Here is a 19,091-nt window from a genome sequence, read left to right as displayed (position 1 = left end):
ACTCAAATCTAAATGTTAATAATTATTGTTTGAGTTAGAGTGTTTGATTTGATACATTAACGCCGATTTTTTCTTATCCCACTTTAACGCTAAGTATTCACTTAGGTTTTTTTATTTGTTTTTACAGAGGAATGTATGACGACAAATGTATTACGGTTAAGTGCCTTGGCACTGTCAGTTATTTCGGTTTTATCCAGTAGCTATGTATGGGCAGACGATGCCGCGGACGATCCTATTTCGTCTATTGAAAAAATTACAGTGATGGGTGAAAAAACAGAACGATCTTTAAAAGATACCACTTCGTCAGTATCGGTGATTAGTGCTGAGCAACTTGCCAGCGGCCAATATTTATCAGTATCAAGTGCAATAGCAGAAATCCCCAACGTAGTGGTGCTGTCAGGAGCGGTGCCTGATATTCGTGGTGTATCGGGTAATGGTGCGGCAACAGGTTTCAACTCGTTCACTGGCGGTGCAAAAGCACGTGTTTCAACCATTGTTGATGGCGTAATTGAACCGTTTGTCGCAGATTTAACCGGTGATACTGGTCTGTGGGATATCGCGCAAATCGAAGTGTTTCGTGGTCCTCAATCGACTAGTAATGGCCGTAACAGCATTGCCGGCTCGCTATTTATTAAAACCAATGACCCAAGTTTTGATTGGGATGGCGCGGCACGCTTAGGTTATCGTAATCAATCTAACTTTGTTGACAGCGCTATCATGTTGACGGGGCCGATTTTAGACGATCAACTGGCTTTTCGTATTACGGCGCAAAATGTTGATGGCGATACCTACAATAAAGGTCTGAATCATGAGACTAACCCTGCGACGTATGATTTAAATGAGCTTAAGACCCAGCGTTTTAGAAGTAAATTTTTATGGCAGCCGAATCAAAATGATGACTTACAAATTATGTATAGTTATGCCTTTAATAAAGAAACTGGTGATTCGGGCCGTAAATATTTTGAGGGTCAAGATCCTTGGGCTTATATTCCGGTTTTTCAGCGTGATATGACGACAGAATCAGGCACACATTCAGTCAAGGTCGATTATCAATTAGATAACAGTAGTTCAATCGACTTAGTTGTCGCAATCATGGGTTATGACTGGGGCTTTGACAGTTATGAGCCACTTCCTGAATATCAATCTAGCGTCAGAATGGACGATGATAGCACCATGATTGATGCAAAATATAACTTTGGACTCGATACACCAGGCCTAAAAGGGTTTATCGGTTTTGCTCATTTCCAACGTACTCAAGATTTTGGCAGCCAAGGTGCCACCGTATATTCGGGTGATGATCGCAGTGACTCTGATGCCATTTATGGTGAAGTCAGTGTGGATGTTGGCGCGCAATATCGTGTGATTGCGGGCGGCCGAGTCGAAAAAGAAAAACAACGCCGTGATTTTGCGATGCAATCACGTACTGGTTTAGTCGGCGATAAACTCAATACCGACAAAACCATCGTACTACCAAAATTGGTACTGCAATATTTATACTCAGATAATACGACTATTTCGGCCAGCGCACGTCGCGGTTATAACTCCGCTGGTGGCGCGATGTCTCGAGAAAATGAATATTATTATTTTGAAGAAGAGTCAGTTAATACCTACGAATTAACCCTTAGAAGTAGCCTAGATAACGGTAATGTAAATATTAGCGCCAATGCGTTTCACAATAATTATGATGGTTATCAGTCTTCAAATAAACTACGCCGCATCACAAATATTGATGAAGTGGTCACCAGTGGTGTTGAATTTGAACTGTACACTATGTTGAGCGCTGATCTGCAACTTAAAGGCGGATTTGGTTTATTAAAGTCAGAAATAAAAGAGGCTGATCCGTCATTTGGTGACGTAATAGGCAATGAACTCAATAGCGCACCAGCCGTCACGGCCAATGTTGCGTTGACATATTGGCTTCACGAAGATTTTAGTATGGGCTTGAGCAGCAACTATGTAGACGATTACTATGCTGATTTTGAAAACAGCGCAGATCGCATCGCAGGGGATTACATGCTGACGCGTGTCAATGCAGATTATGAAAATGAACAGTGGCGGATCAGTGCTTATATTAATAACCTGTTTGATGAAAAAGCAGTCACAGTAAAAGAGCCGCCAGGCTGGTATCCAAATGGCTATGCGGGGGTGGTTGATCCTCGTACTGTGGGTATGAGTGTGACTTATTCGTTTTAAATGAACGTTTTGATCCCGTGAACTCAATACCAGTTACCTATTAGGTCGCTGGTATTTTTTATTTTACGGTTTTTTAAAGCGTGTGTGTCAAGCTAAAAAATCGATATAAATACACAGCCTGGCATCGTGGCCTTCGAATTTTGGAGACGATGTGATGAGCGCATGGACTTCTTGATCAATCCAATTGATGCCTTTATAAACCGCAATATCCCCATCACAAAAATGATTAACGACAGCGTGATTGGGTTGTTTAATACGGTGGCGGGTATCCGTAGCTTGCAAAGGTAAAAACTCGGCATCTTGATGAGTGATCCATTGTTCGCCAGGGCCACCTAAAGCAGAGGTCATGCGGACAATCATTTGATTTTGATGAAAAGCAGGGCTGTGGGCATGATCACAACTTAAGATCCTCAAGCCAATTTCTTTGGGCTCAAATAACGTAGCAAACATATCGAGCATTAACATGGTGTGGTTGGTAATTAAATTGCCATGAGTGGCGGCATCAAACACAGCGCTCACCTGCGCAGCTAACTCATTATTAATACTACCTTGATAACGAAGGAGTTCACCTGAGCGCTGATTAGCCACTTTTTTGGCGGCGTTTGACAGTGCCCAATCAGCAGGGCTGCAATAACAAGCAAGTGCGGCATTGGTTTGGTAGATATCGCTTAAGATATGGGCATCATGGCCGATGGGGTAGCAAGCTTGCGCGACGCCCTGATGTTGTTGCGGAGCAATCATTTAAAATGAACCTTAAATGTTATGTGATAATGTATCAAAAATATCATTTTATATGTTTAAATTCAAAGTGTTTATTCATCAAATACGAGCCGTTTAGGCGGAATTGATTGAGAGCATAATAATTTAAGTGGTGGTGGAGGGCAGTGTACTAACACAACTGGTGAATAAGCATGATTTAACAAGCTGATGTTGGTAGCGTGTCCGTTGGTTTGTCCGCTTTTAAAACTAAGTTTGGGTTAAGGGAGGCAATAAAGCGGTCATCAAATTGATGGACCGCTTACATCACTATAAACCCTGTGCGATTGGTCGCTTAATTAAAATGGGTCACTAAATTGTATTTTACTAATTCGTCACGGCTCATATAGTGCGCGCCTTCAGCTGGTGCTGCATCGAGGGTAAATACATAAAAATCAATCCCTTTTTGTGCCAACATTTTGGTAAAGTAAGTGGCTTGTTTACGATGACTTTCATCGGTATAGGGAAACTCTTTCGCTGTTTTTCCATCTTCAGACCAACTATGCACACCAATTTGTTGGTTATTGGCAAAGTTTGACGTATCACCTGTCACATCTAAAGTCCGTGTGACACCGGCTGCAAACAAATCAGTGCCACCCGAAAATACAGATCCTGTTTGGCTGACTCGGGTGTTCATTTGGTTGTCTCGGATCATTAAACCTGTGTACATGTTGATATCATCATCAGCAGAACCGCCAATTGCATTGTTAAACACCAATGTCGCATCATTTAAACTGCCATTTTGTTCTAAAATTCTGTCGAGCGCAAAATACGTCGATGCGCCTAAATCCGAGTAAATGGTGTCTTCACAGTTGCCGTCGCACAAAATATTGTTATAAAAGTCGTCAAAGGCGAAGGCCGTTAGAATTTCTACCCCCCCATTATTATTGTTGACGACAAGCTCCGTTGAACCAAAGTATGGTGCAAACTCTAATAGATCATTTTGATATTCAAACGCTACATTATGGTCCAAGGAAGTCTTAACTTGAGATAACACTGTGGTGTCTTCACCCACACTTAAGCGCGATGGGCCACATTCAAACGTCTCGAACGTGGTGCCTGCTTGGTAAATTCCGCAGTTTCCTGATTGATCGCCGGTATAAAGCATCAAGGTAATGCGCTCACTATTTTGTGACGCGAGTTTAAAATATGTGATCGGTGCCTCTTGGTGGCTAAATAGAAGATGGTCAAATTGTTGGCCCTTAAATGTCACTTGTAGTGCTTGCTGGATAGGCAGACGTTCATTGAGTATTGTTTCTTTGTTAGTTTGTGAAAAGGGGTAGTCAGCCTCGGGAAGGTTGCTGGTTTTTATTTTGTTGGTTTTAGAGTCAGATCCACAACCTGTTATCAATGCCATTGAAATGAGTGCGAGACTCATTAGAGCCAGTATTTTCATGATTTTCCTTTGTACAGCGTGCTTGAATTGCGGTCAGTATAATGAGTTTGATTGTGTGTTCTGTAAGGGAGTGTTCCGAATAAGTTAAGATATGTAATTGGCTCATTACAACTTGATAGTATCGTTAGTTAGGTAGAATTAATTTATTCTAATTAGAGGCTTTATCGACTGTTTAGATTGGTTTAGTCTATTGAATACGTTTTGAACTATCGGATTTGATTATGATTGAACACCATCACCATATTAATTACATTGAGTTACCCGCACAAAACTTAGCAGCAACAAAAGCGTTTTTTAGTGAGGTATTTGCGTGGCAGTTTACGGATTATGGCCCAGAATATTCGGCTTTTAGTCATTCAGGCGTGCTTGGTGGTTTTTTTCAATCAGATAAAACCAGCAATACCGACAATGGCGGGGCATTAGTGGTACTGTACAGCGCAGATTTAGAAACAACCTTAGCCGCTGTTGTTGCGGCAAATGGCCAAATTAAACAGCCTATTTTTAGTTTTCCAGGGGGTCGACGTTTTCACTTTACCGAGCCCAGCGGCAACGAGCTGGCGGTGTGGTCAGATAAATAGCCAAAATCAAAAAACGCCCTAAATTAGGGCGTTTTTGTGAGCGTTTCTCAAACGGATTAATTTCGTTTAAATTGAATATTATCAATCCACGCTGCGTCCTCACCTTCTGAAACACTATCATCTTTACGATACCGCCAAGTAATCGTATTTTCTCCAGATGGAAGATCAATAGAGAAGGTTTGCCATTGGTTACCTACTATGGTTAATCTTTCTTCATTATTAACTTCAACGATTAATGCATCGCAGCAGCTTTCGCTTATCACCATGGCATCAAAATTGAGCGTGCCGCTGGTAAATAGCCCTGACAGTGATATTTCACTTTGTTGTGAATCTTCAATTTCACCAGAACGTATGCTTTGATCCCCTTGTGATGCAAAATCAGTTGACAGTGCCCAATTAGCATTTGAGTTCGCAGGGTGTGCAAAAATTGGCGGTATGTCACTGGCTTCAAACAGCTCGTTCAGTTCAGTGATTGCCGCTGGTTTTGAATTACTGTCAGTAGGATCCGTTTGATAACGATTCACTTCATCGCCATCACTAAAACCATCATTATCAGTATCGACTACGAGAGGTAATGTGGCGTAAGTATTGACTTCATCCCCATCAGAAAGGCCATCGGCATCGGTATCTAACACGGTTGGATTGGACAAATGTATATTAACCTCATCACCATCAGAAAGGCCATCTGCATCAGTATCGCTGTTATTGGGTTGGGTTTTATGTTCAAACTCTTGTAGGTTCGTTAGCCCATCATTATCGGTATCTTGCTGCGCATCTGAAGGGTTGAGAGGATCTAAACCGTAAAGAGTTTCCCAATAATTGGGTAGGCCATCATCATCATCATCTCCATCGACATTAAATGCCACAATAGTCTGGCGTTGAGTCACATATAAAATTCCGTTACTGAGGGTCAGGAGGCCTCCGGCATTTAAGGTTGTGGCATTTTGCGAGGCGATGTCAATGACATAGGTGTTTTGATCACTGGCGACGATTACTTTATTACGGGTAACTACAATATTTGAGCTTAAACTCTCAGGCGCTTCGAATGACCAAAGTAGTTCACCTGTGAGCTCATCAATTGCTTTTAGTACCCCAGATTCAAGCATATAGACTTTACCATAGCCGACAGAAGCTTGTAGATTGGCACTTGAAATTGACCATGTAACTTCTTTGCTGCCTAAATCATAACGGCTTGTCATGCTATTGTTGGTTGCGATTAACGCATTATTTGATAAAAAACCTGCTGTGTGCGGTGCACAGCCATGCCAATTATCATGCTCGATAGTTTCGACTAATTCACCATTTGTTCTGTTTAAAATTGATGTTACTGCATTATTTAAACAGGCATAGAGATGTTGCTCATCCACTGTGGGTGTCCAACGATCTTCTTGCGGCAGCGAAGTAAAAAATTGCTCAATGCCAGTTTCAGTAAACCCATAGGTTCCACCGTAATAACCTCCTGCTATATAAATATGATTATCATAAGGCGTTGGCTCTAAATAGCTACTCCACTGATTGTCATAGGCACTGGCAAAGACTAATTCACCTGTTTGAGCGTTGAGGCTTCTCAGAAAAGAATTACTGTGTCCACCGGTTTGAAAATAAACATGGCCATTACTGTACGCAGGCGTATTAATCGAATCTGCGTTGAATGTTCTACTCCAAAGTATTGATCCCGATGACGCATCAATCCCATTGATTGCTTGACCTGAACGAACAAAAGCCAGTCCATTAGCAGCTGTCAGTGTAGTGACAAACGAGGGTAATTCTATCCGCCACAGTTCATTAATATTTTCATCATTTATAAGCTGCAGAATAAAGCCATCATGCATAGCGTTAGCTTGGTAAGTGACCCAGGACTTGGCTTGCTTTAAGTCTGCTGAATTGTTTGGATCTGTGTGCAAATAAAACTCTTCAAGGTTTGAAAATGAATCATTGTCACTGTCTTGGTTGGCATCGCTGTTATCTAAAGGAGACAAGCCATGGGTTATCTCCCAGCCATCCGGTATACCATCGTTATCAGAATCATGATTTGTCGGTTGTGTTAAATGAAGATGAACCTCGTCACCATCACTCAGTCCATCATTATCAGTATCAGCAACTTTTGGGTTGGTGTTGGCCGTGAACTCATCAAGATTAATCAGGCCATCATTATCAACATCGTCAGCAGCATCATTTTCATTGATATTTAATTGATAAGTCGCTTCAAATAAGTCTGGCATACCATCATTATCAGAGTCAGCGAGGTTAGGGTTGCTCTGATAGGTATTGATCTCGATAAAATCGTCAAGACCATCGCTGTCGCTGTCAGCTAATAATGCGTTGGTCTGATGAACTAGAATTTCATTGCCATCGCTGAGCCCGTCTTTGTCGGTATCAATTTCAATTGGGTTAGTTTGATGGGTATTGACTTCATCACCATCATTGAGACCATCTTGATCTGTATCGGCGATTGAAGGATTGGTAGTTGCTAAAAACTCATTGAAATTGCTCAGCCCATCATTATCAATATCTAAGCTTGCATCAGAGGCATCGTTGATGTCTAAATTATAGTTTTGCTCCCACCAATCAGGCATGCCATCGGCATCGGTATCGCCAGAGATAGAAAAAGCAACCACTTCACTGTCGGAGGCAATAAATAACGCCCCCTCATTACTGATAGACAAGTGACCTGTAATGTCGGTTTGCCAAACAACTTGTTGCGTTATTAAATCAATCGCATAGGTTGCTGAAGAAGAGCTAACGAAGGCATGCTTACGGGTGAGAACAATACTGCTATCGAGTGACTGGTTGGTACCAGGTTCCCAGCTCCATAATAGCTCTCCGTTGCGCTCATCAAACACGTTTAATAGACCGTTATTGATAATATAAACTTGGCCATAGGCGACAGAGAATTGATTGCGATTATTCGACGTTAATGTCTGTTGCCAGCGTACTTGCTGTGTTGTGAGATCAAAATAAGTCAATTTATCATTGCTCACACTAATGATATTGTTTTCAGAGCCCAATACTGGCGCTTGCAAAGCGTTTTGACTGTAATAATTTGTTTCTTCTTCACCTATAATGGCGTGTAAGCTGCCATCTGTTAGGTTATAAATTGCCAAACCATTAGTGGGTACGTAGATGTATTGTTCATCCACCGCGATGTTGAATCGGCTAGCGAGACCATAAATGCTCCATAGCAGCTCACCATTGTTTACATTATATGCTTTGAGTGACCCAGTGCTATTATCAATGAGCATGGTGTCATTGATAGTGATTCCATCGCTACCCAATGAATTACTTGAGTTGTTTAATCGATACTTCAGTGTGCCCGAGGTGCGGTTAAGTGCACGTATGTAGTTGTTAGTTTTCAGATAAACATGGTTATCATCGAGCGTGGGTACCCTTAAAGATTCTTCATTAAAAGTTCTCTCTATAGCTAATTGACCACTCACTGCGTTCAATACAGATAATTTATTTCTACTAGCAATAAACACTTGGCCATCCGAAGCCGTAATCTGCTGAGTTCGATAGCCGCTAGGGAAGCGCCAGCGCTCCGAGATACTTGCAGGGTCTACGAGTGTTGCAATGAAACCTGCACGCTGTGCGCTGCCTTGGAAAGTAGTCCACGTATACGCTGTTGGCACGGAGTTAATATTGGTTGGATCCGTTTTAAGGAAAAACTCTTCAATATTATTAAATGTATCGTCATCATTATCGAGGTTCGCATCACTCGCCGATAATGGGTTGAGTGTAAATTGCACTTCAAAACCATCATGCATACGGTCGTTGTCAGAATCTTTACTAGTCGGCAGTGTATTATGGATATGGACTTCATCACCATCCGACAAACCATCTAAGTCAGTGTCTGCCATGTTTGGATTAGTTTGATGCGTAAATTCATCCATATTTACCAATGAATCATTATCAGAATCTGTTTGTGCATCGTCTGTATTTGGATTTAACTGATAAGTCACTTCCCACAAATCAGTCATACCATCATTATCGGAATCTTGAGATAGTGGATTGGTTTGATAGGTAATGACTTCATCAAAATCAGTGAGGCCATCATTATCTGAATCCCTTTGATTCGGATTGGTTAAATAAGTATTCACCTCTTCACCATCGGTCAAGCCATCATCGTCAGAGTCTGCTACTAATGGATTTGTTTGTGTTTCATTTACTTCTTGGCCATCACTGAGACCATCACTGTCCGTGTCGGCAAGGGTTGGATTGGTTTGAAGATTATACTCAGTTAAGTTCGATAAGCCGTCAGCGTCGGTATCTAAAGTCGCATCACCGCTATTATTGTCATCAAGGCCATATAGGGCTTCCCACCACCCGGGTAAACCATCTTGATCTGAATCGGTTACTTCATAGAAGTGAAAATTAAAGCCGCTCTCGTCTTGCGTCAGGATAAAAATATCGCCCGCATAAGGGATAATTGAGAGTGGATTACCGTTAAGGTTAATTTGGGCGCCTTTATCGAAAGTTGCAGCACGCCAAAACTCAAGTTGTGTACCATTTTGATCAGATAGGTTGATGAGGGTGTTTGGCTGCCATAACGTGTCTTTTGCAGACCAATTTAAATCAGTTTTAAACGTTAGGTCATCACTTCGATAAATACGGCCGCTCGCGAGCAATACTGACTCGCCATCATCACTGATTCTGATAGGAATTGAGTTTGAGTTGCTGCCTGAACCATACGCTTGACTCTGTGCTTGAAAGGTACCTGTTTGTTGGTCAATCTCTTTGCTGATTAATTCCCCAGGATAAGCGTAAAGGGTGTTGTTTAAGGCATTCCAAGTATAACCTTGAGAGTATTCTTGCCAATCAACTGATTGGGTGACGACACCATTTTCATTGAAAAGGTAATTGGTATTCCAAACGCCACTTGCATCTTGTACAAACATAAATTGACCGGCAGATACTAATGATCGTACTGATTGTGCTAGGGTTAATTGATGGGTAAAACCGGCGTCTACATTAGCTAAATCAACGGCATAAATGCTGCCATCTTGATGGCCTGTGTAAATACGGCCGTGCTCAGCTGAGTAGGCAACCTTAGTAATCGTACTGGTGTCTGTTGGTAAAATAAGAGGATTTAAAAATAACTCTGTTTCAGCTGACCATCGGTATATTTTATTGTCATCTTTATTAAACAAATAGACAGTACCTAAATTGTCAGTAATGATTTGCTCAGGTGTAAAAATGGGCATGGTGCTGCTGTAATTGCACACCCCATTCTCACCATGACTGGCGAACCAACAAGCTGCATCATTTGGATATGCATCAAGTGTTAAGCCTGTCGTGCTATCAGCTTCACTAAAGCCGTCATTCCATTCATTAGGAAAACTATCAAAATCAGTATCGATAGATGCTGCAATATCAAGAGGGAAAGCATCATCAGTATTATTCACACCGTCGTTGTCGCTATCATTGTTTGGAGTATAAGTTTGCAGTTCAAAGTGACTGCCTCTATTTATCACCATCAGATAATAGTCATCGACTGTTAGTAAGGCTTTCACTTCACCGTTAAAAACCACTCGTTCAAGTACTTTTTTATCTGTATTTAAACGTGCAAGTTCATCTACAGCATTGTTATTAGCTATTGTGATAAGCTCATTATCCAAAGACCAAGTCGCAAAATTAAATTGATACCCTAATGAACCTTTATAAGACAGGGTGTCCGCATCATAATAATCGCCACTGCCAAGAGTAATAGTGAGTCCATCTGGAGAGACTAAAATCGGCCCTTTAATTACGTAACCGCCGTGGTAGGGAGAGTCTTTTTCGTCAGATAACTCACCAGTTGTTTGATCTACTTTTTCAGAGATTAAATCATTAGGTGATGTGCCATCTCTAAAATGGTAAAGACGCTGGTTTGTTTGATTAAATGCATAATGGTGAGAATAATTTCGCCATTCTTTGGCGTCTTGTAATTCACCTGCGGTATTAAAGGATGAAAGAGTTCCCCATGCGCCAGAATAGTCATAGCTGATTAAAGAGTTACCTGCGCCAGTTAAACGAATGACGCCTGAGTTAATTTGTGAAAATTCAGCGAGTTGGTAATCTTGGTCAAAGTAACGAATAACACCTGTTTGATCACCTACATATAAACGTTGATGATTCGAGTGATAATAGATTGAACTGATATCAAGAGAAGTAATGAGGCGTTCAAAGTGATGATTATCAGTATTTTGTACAAGAAGATCTGTCAATCCATCGAGCGTTCGAAGTTGATAAACAATTTTTGTATTTTCAATGGCTTGTATCGATATTAGCGTTGTGGATTCTGAAGCCATCCATGTTAAGTAACATTGGTTGCCGTCACCATCTGTTTCGATAGCGCACTGACCATCGTTTGGGTAGAAATCAGCATTGTCCCCGACACCGTCTGAATCAGAGTCTGTAGACTCTGATGCATCGAGTGGGAAAGCATCGTTTTCGTCAGGAATACCGTCATTATCGTCATCAGTATCGGCGTTGTTACCAATACCGTCTAAATCGGTATCAAGGGATTCCGTGGCATCAAGTGGGAAGGCATCGCTTTCGTCTGGGGCTCCATCGTTATCATCGTCAGTATCGGCATTGTTGCCGATGCCATCTGAGTCTGTGTCGACGGATTCTGATGCATCAAGTGGGAAAGCATCGTTTTCGTCAGGAATACTGTCATTATCGTCATCAGTATCGGCGTTGTTACCAATACCGTCTAAATCGGTATCAAGGGATTCCGTGGCATCAAGTGGGAAGGCATCGCTTTCGTCTGGGACTCCATCGCTATCATCGTCAGTATCGGCATTGTTGCCGATGCCATCTGAGTCTGTGTCGACGGATTCTGAAGCATCAAGCGGAAAGACATCGTTTTCATCCAAAACCCCATCGTTATCATCATCGGTATCAGCGTTGTTACCTATGCCATCTGAGTCAGTGTCGACGGATTCTGAAGCATCAAGCGGAAAGGCATCGTTTTCATCCAAAACCCCATCGTTGTCATCATCAGTATCGACATTATCACCAATACCATCTAGGTCAGTATCTTTTACAATGGGGGTTTTTGATGGGGGGGCGTCATTACCACCTCCACAGGCGGTGAGCGCTAATAATGAGAGTAAAAGAGGTGAAATAAATTTGGCCGATGCCATGACTGCCTTCCCTGATATACATAAATAAGGGACGCATGTTACTGAATTAAAAGAGTGAATTCAATGAAACATTATATAGATTTGTAAATGACATTTATTAGAGTAATCAATAACTTCTCAACTATAGATTACTCTTTGGATGAATAGAAAATTATAAAAATTTATCCGTTACTTCAGGAGCTGTGTTACGTTGCTGTATAATTGATGGCCATGACCATGGGCTGATTTCAATAATGGTATCAGTATGTGTTGGGCCCTTGCTGCAAATATCGGATTGACCGATGACACGCACCGGAAGTTGTTGTTGGTAGGAAGTTTTCAATAGCTCGTATTGATACTGCGATACCGGTGAAGATAAATCTAAAAACCAAATTAAATCAGCAGGTGATTGCTCACATTCAGCAATGCTAGTTGCATTTTCCGCCAAATTAAAACGTACATAAATTGCGTGGTCGTGTTGTTCGGTGTTTGACCTATGGTGAATTTCACTCACCGTCCCATAAACATCATTGGCAGCTAGGCTGTGCATCGAAATGAAACAGAGCCCTGTGATTAGTGACAATTTTTTTAGCATCCTGCATACCTTTATTATTTTATTTTTCGGTACATTACAGTGGTTTAGAAGAAAAAACAATCAATAAAATACCGGTAGGGCTACTGAGTGAGCTAAAAGTCGACATTTTTTTAAAATTAAAAACGAATCATTAATGTGGAGGGAAATTAAATTATTTCATGGTATTAGTCTTCATATTCTTCGATCCACGCCATTTGAATTGCTTCTAAAATCCGTTCGCCACAATGTTTTGGGTCATCTGAAAATTCTGCTAAGTTCAAAATCCACTCGCGTAAATCAACAAAGTTAATGGTTTTGGGGTCAACGGTTGGATAGTGCGCCAACAGAGAAAGGGCGATATCTTGTGAGTCAGTCCATCTCAAGGTCATAGTGTGCCTCTTTGCTTGTTTCAAATTAAATTAAGAAGTCTCAGTCTTGGGATAAAAGATTAACCAGTACTGGGATTAAGTATAGAAGCTATACCGCTAAATAGAATAGTGGCCATAAAATGGTGTTTGAAAACCTAGAGTTACTAACTCAAGCATCTGAAGGAATAGGCCTATTGGTACATGAAGCGACTTTTACCAGTGCTGATTTATTAAAATTGGGCTCTGTGACAGGTCACTGTGATGCCAAACGGGTGACACAATTTGCCAACCGGCAACAGCTCCCTCTAGATTAGCCCTCATTCATTTTTCGAGTCGATACCATGGCCCAGGTTTACTTGAGTCATTAGCCAATGAAGCGCAGTTGCATTATCACGCTTACTTGATATTGGCAAAAGATGGTTGAGTGGTTTCAATCGCGAAATATTTCAATTTGTAAATACGTATTTAAATTGAATCAAAACGTTAGGGTCGCACTTAGGATAAAGTTTCTACCTACTTGTGGAAGCTGTGAATTATACCATCCTTGAGAGCGTTGGCTAAAGTCATTTCCTGAGCTCGCAGCCTCCACACCAGAATGATAATGTTGTTTATCGAGCAGGTTTTTAATTTTAAAGCTGACTAAAATATTATCGATTTGGTAATTGAAATTAGTCTCAATAGTCAAATAGCTGGCGTTATTTTGTTGTTGTTCACGCAGTGGATTGCGAATATAGAGCTTTTTACTTGATACCCAATTGGCAGTGAGATTGATATTGGCCTGCTCGCTAAGCGGTAAATTAATATTCGCATTGACTTTATGCGGCGCAATGTCTCCTACATCGGTATTGAAGTCTTGACATGGATTGGTATTGGCCGATGCAAGTTGCTCGCATTGTGCGATGCCTTCACCGACCCAAGTAGCCAATTGATGATCGTAATTCACACTGCTGAGTGCTTTGGTATAAGTATAATAAACATGGCCACTGATGGCTTGTGAATACCAAGGGTTATCAAATTTAAATTGGCCTCGGTATTCAATCCCATAATTTTGTCTATGCCCTGCGTTTTCGGCTTCCTCTTTGATCACATCGTCGTAGCGCGAGTAGAATAACGATAAATCATGGAGCCAATGTGGTTGCTGGTACATATAAATCAGCTCGATGTTTTTCACTTCTTCTGGCTTTAAAGCTTCGTTGGCAGCGCGGCCATTCCACCCACCCCAAAGCTGGGCGGCTGAAGGCTCCTGAAATGCTTCTCCATAAATTAGTTTAATGGTGCTTTGCTCTGATAAAAAGTGAATGGCTGATAGCCGAGGGTTAAATGTGCCGCCATAAAGGCTGTTATGATCGTACCGAGCTCCGGCGTTGAGCCGCCACTGTTCTAATTGCCAAATACCTTGTACATAAAGACCTTTATCTTTGATATCGATAAGGTTATCAGCAGCCATTTGGCTAGGTGGGTGACTGGGTTTGGCTATTGAGGGCTCGGTACTGAGCATCGGCTCTGTAGAGGTTGAACTTGAACAATACGATCCTTCCCAATAGCCGCAAACTTCATAGGCTTTAGTGAGGGTTTTTTGTTGATATTTTAGCCCCGCGCTAAGAGTCAGTAAGGGATCGAGTTGCCATTCGTAGTCTTGTTGAAATAGGTAACTGTCGCTGATGGAGTTCCATCTTGATAGGCTCACAGCAGATAAAACATTGCCATTGTTTAAATCTGGATTCACAGGGTAAGCTTCGGCCCAGTCCCCCCATTGGCGGTTTTCCCGATAAAGAGCCAAGGAGGTTAGTTTAAATGTCTCGTTTAGTTGACCTTGATGTTTGAGGTAGTATTGTTTTGAATGGCGTTGCCATGCACTGCCTGGTTGGCCGCGATCATTGGGGTAATAGATGCCATACCCGTTTGTAAGTTGCCATAAAATTAAGCCAACCGTGATATTTTCATAAGTGGTATCGGCTAGGATCCCCCAATTTTTGCTAGTGTCGTGATATTGACCCAAACTATTTTTGTAGCCTTGGTGAGGACAGGCGGTGGCGGTGCAGTCATTCGCTAATGATTGATCCGCGACAATCGGGCCCCAAATTTCTGTGCTACTCAGTAAGTCATTATTTAAGTAACCCCACGGGGCGAAATCGTCAATATTTGGCTCATCACTTTGAAATAGGTTCGCACTGATATTATATTGCCATGCCTTTTTTACGCCCGCTAATGAGAGTTCAATATTATGACTATTAAAGCTGCCTTTGCTGACTTTAATGCTTTGTGTATGTGCGTTCTCAAGCGTGTCAGCAGCGCGCTGGGTAATGATATTTATGACCCCGGAAAAAGCATTTGCACCATAGACTGCGCTGGCAGGGCCATAGAGAACTTCAATCCGCTCTATATTGTTGATCGGGTAAGTACTAGTGAGTGTCGCCTCTTGAGTCCACAAGTGATTATCGACAATACCATTGATTAAAATCAGGGTGCGTTGTGTGTAAGGCGTGCGATAGCCGCGCTGATAACTCGTTAGATTACCGTTACCGTAGGTCATTGAATTATCAAAGCCAGGTAAATTCATAATGACTTCGTCAAGGCTGCGATAGCCCCGTTGTTTTATGTCTTTTTTACTCACGACTATCATTGCAGCGGGAGCATTTCTCAGTGTTTCATTGAGACCAGAAGCCGATGAAACGGTAACATTGAGCAATTCTTCAATATTTATATCACCAAACAAATCTAAATCTGGGTTTATGGCGTACGCAGTAGGCACGCAAAAAAGCGTGAAGAGTAAAGCGATAGGAGAATAAAGGCATAAAGGTGACTGGGACACGTGGACTCAGTATGAAAGCACAATCATGAATTAACTATAGTTAACAGAGGGTAAAGGGGCAAAAAACAACGACAGATTTATCAGCCGATACAACTTGCATGTTGCAAGCTGTATCGGTCTGCGTTAATAAATGGCAGAAACAAGATAATCCATCACATTAGGTGGATCAGAAGGAATGACTTTAAGCGGAAAGAGGCTTTGAGGCTTGGGCATAAAACCCCGTTCAACCATTTCATTGAGTAAGGTAAAATCGCTGATCCCGGTTTTACCGACGAGTAGCACCGATAAATCCTGCTGCGCGCTTAAATTGAGCATGTCACGGAACCCTTTAAGATATAAGTAATCTTTAGTAAAGCCGCCGCCGCGATAAACTCGGGTTGTGAGGGTAAAGGCATCGTTGTCACTTAACTCAAATCGTTGCTGTAAGGTGTTAAAGGTCAGCGAAAAGTCTCGTTGAGTGAGCATTAACTTCACTGCTATCACTCGCATCGCCAGTGTTTGTAAGCGTCTGAGTGTTAAACTACCAGAGCTGTACTCGCTTAAAATGGCCAAGCCTTCTTGGGTATGAGTATCACCAATCAAACCCAAAGACATAACTTTGAGAGGTTGTTTTTTTGCATTTAAGGTAGTGACCATGTGGATCCCAAGCTCATGGTGCGCAAATGCATTAAGCTCTTGATCTGAAAAGAGCGTATCTTTATTAATGTATAGAATATGCTTTTCGTTATTTACCATGGCTTTGGCGACAAGTTTGGCTGACTTTTCAATTTTACACACTAGCCCCCAATCTTTTGCCCGTTGTTTAAAATAGGCCACTGCTGCATCAGCATCATGTTCAAGTGGGCCTTCTTGGTTGGCGATTGCAGGTGCTCGTAATAAAAATTCAGCATTGGCAATATCGTTATTACTTGGCTCACCATAATATTTTAATGAATTATATATAAAATCGTCTGTGCCAATGGAGGTGAGTAACTCGATTTTGGTCGCGAGATGATCAATAAAACGGCGATAAAATAATTGCACATCAGCATCAAGAATATCTTCCACAGGTAACTTATATAGTTGCTCACGGAACTGATGTGGGTTGATATTCAATTGTTTATATTTAAACTGCGGAGTGTAACGTGTTTTTTGTGCAAAAAACTTTTTCCGCTCACTGGCTAAGTTAACTGGGTTGATGAAGTTCAAGGTGCCGACATTTTTGCATAGCGAAAATAATTTTTTATCTAACTCAAGCACTTCTTGAGGGATCGCCGAAGAGAGTATGTCGCCACGACGTGTCTTGCTACTTTGGCTAAATCGGCGCATGAAAAATGCGGCCGTTTCAGACACGGCTTGCTTGAGGCCGACTTTCAGCTCATCTAAAACCAGGTGATAGAGTTCATCATTCTCTTCGTTTAAAAACACCTTTTGCACGGTCAAAGGCAGTGCTAAGGTATTATCAAAATGCGCGTAAATATGCGTGCTCAGATAATTGGTAATACTTGGCTGAGCATCACTTTCGCTGGTGATCGCTAGGTTTGGCAAGCTAATTTTATTGAGCTGTCGTTCAAAGTGTTGATTGACTTTTTGCCAACGGGCTGCATCAATCTGACTTGAATCGATAGTAAACGTTGTGTGCTGCGATTGAACACTTTGACTTTGCAATGCAAACACTAAACTGTGCTTAAATTGCTTTTCTAGTCGCGCGACTAATACTTTAAGCACAGAGTAAAACGCATCATGCTTTTGTTGACTTAACATGCGTTGTTTTGCTGACCAGGTTTTAGACCAGACTTTATTCTCGATTCGTTCGGGTTGGCTGCCCACTCGAGATTTAACTTGGCTTAAGTCGTATTCAAAATGGCTGTCGTGAGCGATTAAAGTAATCGGAAAAGACGAAATGAGTTCATCGCAGTACAAGCTTGAATCTTGGTTTCGTTCGGAAAAATCTAGGTTAATGGACTTAGCTAGCTCGGCACGTAATTGCTGACCACTGTGTAGGGAAGTACACACTAATGGACTGTATTGATCAATTTTTAATGAAAAAGCACCTTCAACGAGCGCATGAAAGCAGCGCCCTTGGTTGATATATGCAATGGCTTCTTGTTCAGATAGTATGAGCATCTTGGATCGCTTGTTTAAATTCAGATTTACGTTGGCTTAAAGCTTCACGCGCATTTATTACATTCTCAACAAAATCAATGACTTTTCTTTGTAACTTGGTGTTGTTGAGTTTATTGATACGGACAATGCCGCCAGGACTTTGTACGTTCACTTCAATGAGCTTTTCGTTAATGACATCGATGCCGACAAAAAATAAACCATCGCGCACCAATTTAGGGCCAATGTGTTTGCACAGGGCCTTTTCTTGTTTGCTCAGCACATGCTTGACTACACTGCCGCCTGCATGGACATTCGAGCGCACATCCCCCTCAGCAGGTATGCGTTTCATTGCACCAATCGGCTCACCGTTGAGCATTAAAATACGCACGTCGCCTTGTTCTGCACCTTCAACATATTCTTGTAAAATAACGTAATTGCCCCCTTCGCCACTGTTGATATAAAACTCGAGCAACGAGTGAAAACTCTTTTGAGCATGTTTTTCGACTAAAATGACGCCTTGACCACCAAAACCATCGAGAGGTTTCATAATCATTTTATCGTTGGGAGAATCGCGTAATACTTCTTCTAAATATGTCGGAGACTTTGAGACATGGGTGACTGGGATAAAAGTGTTATTCACGTCATTAAATGATGCTGTATAGAGCTTATTGTTGGCGACGCGTAAGCCATCGATATCGTTAAAAATAAACACATCATCACGAACAGAATCTAAAAAGTTTAACGCGATGACATCAAGTGGCGGGTTGACGCGCATAATAATTGTGTCGAACCCTGCCAGTGGTAATCGAGCTTGGGAAAACTGCGCTTTTTTATAAAAGCTGACGATATTGGTCGGTACCACATCTTTTTTAAATAGTTGGCAAAATGCGCTTGCTTCAGTGTCCCGCATCGTTAAATTGCTAGTGGTTGCGATGGCGACTGTATGGCCGCGTGTGACACATTCATGGATTAATCGCAAGGTTGAGTCTGTTTCAGGCTCAACGCGATCCCACGGGTACATTAAAAAAAGAATATTCATGCCAAAACGCCTTGGTTTTTATGCAACTTATTGATTATGCTGATTAAGTTTAAAGTTACTATTTAAGAAAAACACAGTTTTCGCGATTGTAGTCTGATTTTTTCAGATTAGGTATAAAAATATGTCCTAGGAGAGAAAATAACTCGAGTTGCCGATGGCATGCTTATCGCTTTATCTTGTCGCG

11 protein-coding genes are annotated in these 19,091 nt (G+C 41.6%); 3 read left to right on the top strand and 8 right to left on the bottom strand.

Going from position 1 to position 19,091, the window contains the following annotated elements:
- The first annotated feature begins 135 nt into the window (after nt 1–135).
- Complete coding sequence (locus tag AC3KVK_RS19595) at nt 136–2,193, top strand: TonB-dependent receptor (protein ID WP_490313367.1); 2,058 nt, start codon at nt 136–138, stop codon at nt 2,191–2,193.
- Nucleotides 2,194–2,280: 87 nt separating this feature from the next.
- Here AC3KVK_RS19595 and AC3KVK_RS19590 read toward each other — a convergent pair whose 3' ends face one another.
- Entirely contained in the window at nt 2,281–2,934 is a 654-nt protein-coding gene (locus AC3KVK_RS19590) for a DUF1826 domain-containing protein (protein ID WP_490313368.1), read from the bottom strand.
- 310 nt (nt 2,935–3,244) lie between these two features.
- Nucleotides 3,245–4,345 carry a hypothetical protein gene (locus tag AC3KVK_RS19585; protein WP_490313369.1) on the bottom strand — a complete coding sequence of 367 codons (1,101 nt, stop codon included), beginning with the start codon at nt 4,343–4,345 and terminating at the stop codon, nt 3,245–3,247.
- 221 nt (nt 4,346–4,566) lie between these two features.
- On the opposite strand from AC3KVK_RS19585, the gene AC3KVK_RS19580 reads away from it, so the two are divergent.
- A complete protein-coding gene (locus tag AC3KVK_RS19580) occupies nt 4,567–4,923 on the top strand; it encodes a VOC family protein (protein ID WP_490313370.1) in 357 nt (118 codons plus the stop codon).
- 56 nt (nt 4,924–4,979) lie between these two features.
- Here AC3KVK_RS19580 and AC3KVK_RS19575 read toward each other — a convergent pair whose 3' ends face one another.
- The 3 genes from AC3KVK_RS19575 to iscX all read right to left on the bottom strand — a co-directional run bounded on the left by AC3KVK_RS19575 (nt 4,980) and on the right by iscX (nt 12,992).
- Nucleotides 4,980–12,050: a BamB-related PQQ repeat family beta-propellar protein gene (locus AC3KVK_RS19575; protein WP_518526950.1), complete on the bottom strand. Its 7,071-nt coding sequence runs from the start codon at nt 12,048–12,050 to the stop codon at nt 4,980–4,982.
- A gap of 151 nt (nt 12,051–12,201) precedes the next feature.
- Nucleotides 12,202–12,624, bottom strand: coding sequence for a hypothetical protein (locus AC3KVK_RS19570; RefSeq protein WP_490313372.1), 423 nt, complete (start codon nt 12,622–12,624; stop codon nt 12,202–12,204).
- Nucleotides 12,625–12,788: 164 nt separating this feature from the next.
- Entirely contained in the window at nt 12,789–12,992 is a 204-nt protein-coding gene (gene iscX / locus AC3KVK_RS19565) for a Fe-S cluster assembly protein IscX (protein WP_490313373.1), read from the bottom strand.
- Between the two features lie 119 nt (nt 12,993–13,111).
- Between iscX and AC3KVK_RS19560 the strand changes: the two genes are divergently transcribed.
- The gene (locus AC3KVK_RS19560; protein ID WP_490313374.1) at nt 13,112–13,285 is read left to right on the top strand and encodes a hypothetical protein; all 174 of its coding nucleotides are present in this window, start codon (nt 13,112–13,114) and stop codon (nt 13,283–13,285) included.
- A 161-nt stretch (nt 13,286–13,446) separates the two neighbouring features.
- Here the strand turns inward: AC3KVK_RS19560 and AC3KVK_RS19555 are convergent, their stop codons facing one another.
- The 3 genes from AC3KVK_RS19555 to gshB all read right to left on the bottom strand — a co-directional run bounded on the left by AC3KVK_RS19555 (nt 13,447) and on the right by gshB (nt 18,907).
- A complete protein-coding gene (locus tag AC3KVK_RS19555) occupies nt 13,447–15,783 on the bottom strand; it encodes a TonB-dependent receptor plug domain-containing protein (RefSeq protein ID WP_490313375.1) in 2,337 nt (778 codons plus the stop codon).
- Between the two features lie 123 nt (nt 15,784–15,906).
- Entirely contained in the window at nt 15,907–17,889 is a 1,983-nt protein-coding gene (locus AC3KVK_RS19550) for a flavohemoglobin expression-modulating QEGLA motif protein (protein ID WP_490313376.1), read from the bottom strand.
- Nucleotides 17,873–18,907, bottom strand: a complete 1,035-nt coding sequence (gene gshB / locus AC3KVK_RS19545) for a glutathione synthase (protein ID WP_490313377.1) — start codon at nt 18,905–18,907, stop codon at nt 17,873–17,875. The genes AC3KVK_RS19550 and gshB overlap by 17 nt, the downstream gene beginning before the upstream one ends.
- Nucleotides 18,908–19,091: the final 184 nt, after the last annotated feature.

The sequence above is a fragment of the Pseudoalteromonas sp. J2K-J979 genome, from assembly GCF_058169715.2.
The sequence above is the reverse complement of the archived record's forward strand: the minus strand, read 5'-3'. Positions and strand labels throughout refer to the sequence as shown.

Bases quoted from the DNA above. Each gene is read 5' to 3' on its own strand.
- AC3KVK_RS19570 (WP_490313372.1), bottom strand. From the start codon at position 12,624: ATGCTAAAAAAATTGTCACTAATCACAGGGCTCTGTTTCATTTCGATG.
- AC3KVK_RS19590 (WP_490313368.1), bottom strand. From the start codon at position 2,934: ATGATTGCTCCGCAACAACATCAGGGCGTCGCGCAAGCTTGCTACCCC.
- AC3KVK_RS19595 (WP_490313367.1), top strand. From the start codon at position 136: ATGACGACAAATGTATTACGGTTAAGTGCCTTGGCACTGTCAGTTATT.
- AC3KVK_RS19585 (WP_490313369.1), bottom strand. From the start codon at position 4,345: ATGAAAATACTGGCTCTAATGAGTCTCGCACTCATTTCAATGGCATTG.
- gshB (WP_490313377.1), bottom strand. From the start codon at position 18,907: ATGAATATTCTTTTTTTAATGTACCCGTGGGATCGCGTTGAGCCTGAA.
- AC3KVK_RS19580 (WP_490313370.1), top strand. From the start codon at position 4,567: ATGATTGAACACCATCACCATATTAATTACATTGAGTTACCCGCACAA.
- AC3KVK_RS19560 (WP_490313374.1), top strand. From the start codon at position 13,112: ATGGTGTTTGAAAACCTAGAGTTACTAACTCAAGCATCTGAAGGAATA.
- iscX (WP_490313373.1), bottom strand. From the start codon at position 12,992: ATGACCTTGAGATGGACTGACTCACAAGATATCGCCCTTTCTCTGTTG.
- AC3KVK_RS19550 (WP_490313376.1), bottom strand. From the start codon at position 17,889: ATGCTCATACTATCTGAACAAGAAGCCATTGCATATATCAACCAAGGG.
- AC3KVK_RS19575 (WP_518526950.1), bottom strand. From the start codon at position 12,050: ATGGCATCGGCCAAATTTATTTCACCTCTTTTACTCTCATTATTAGCG.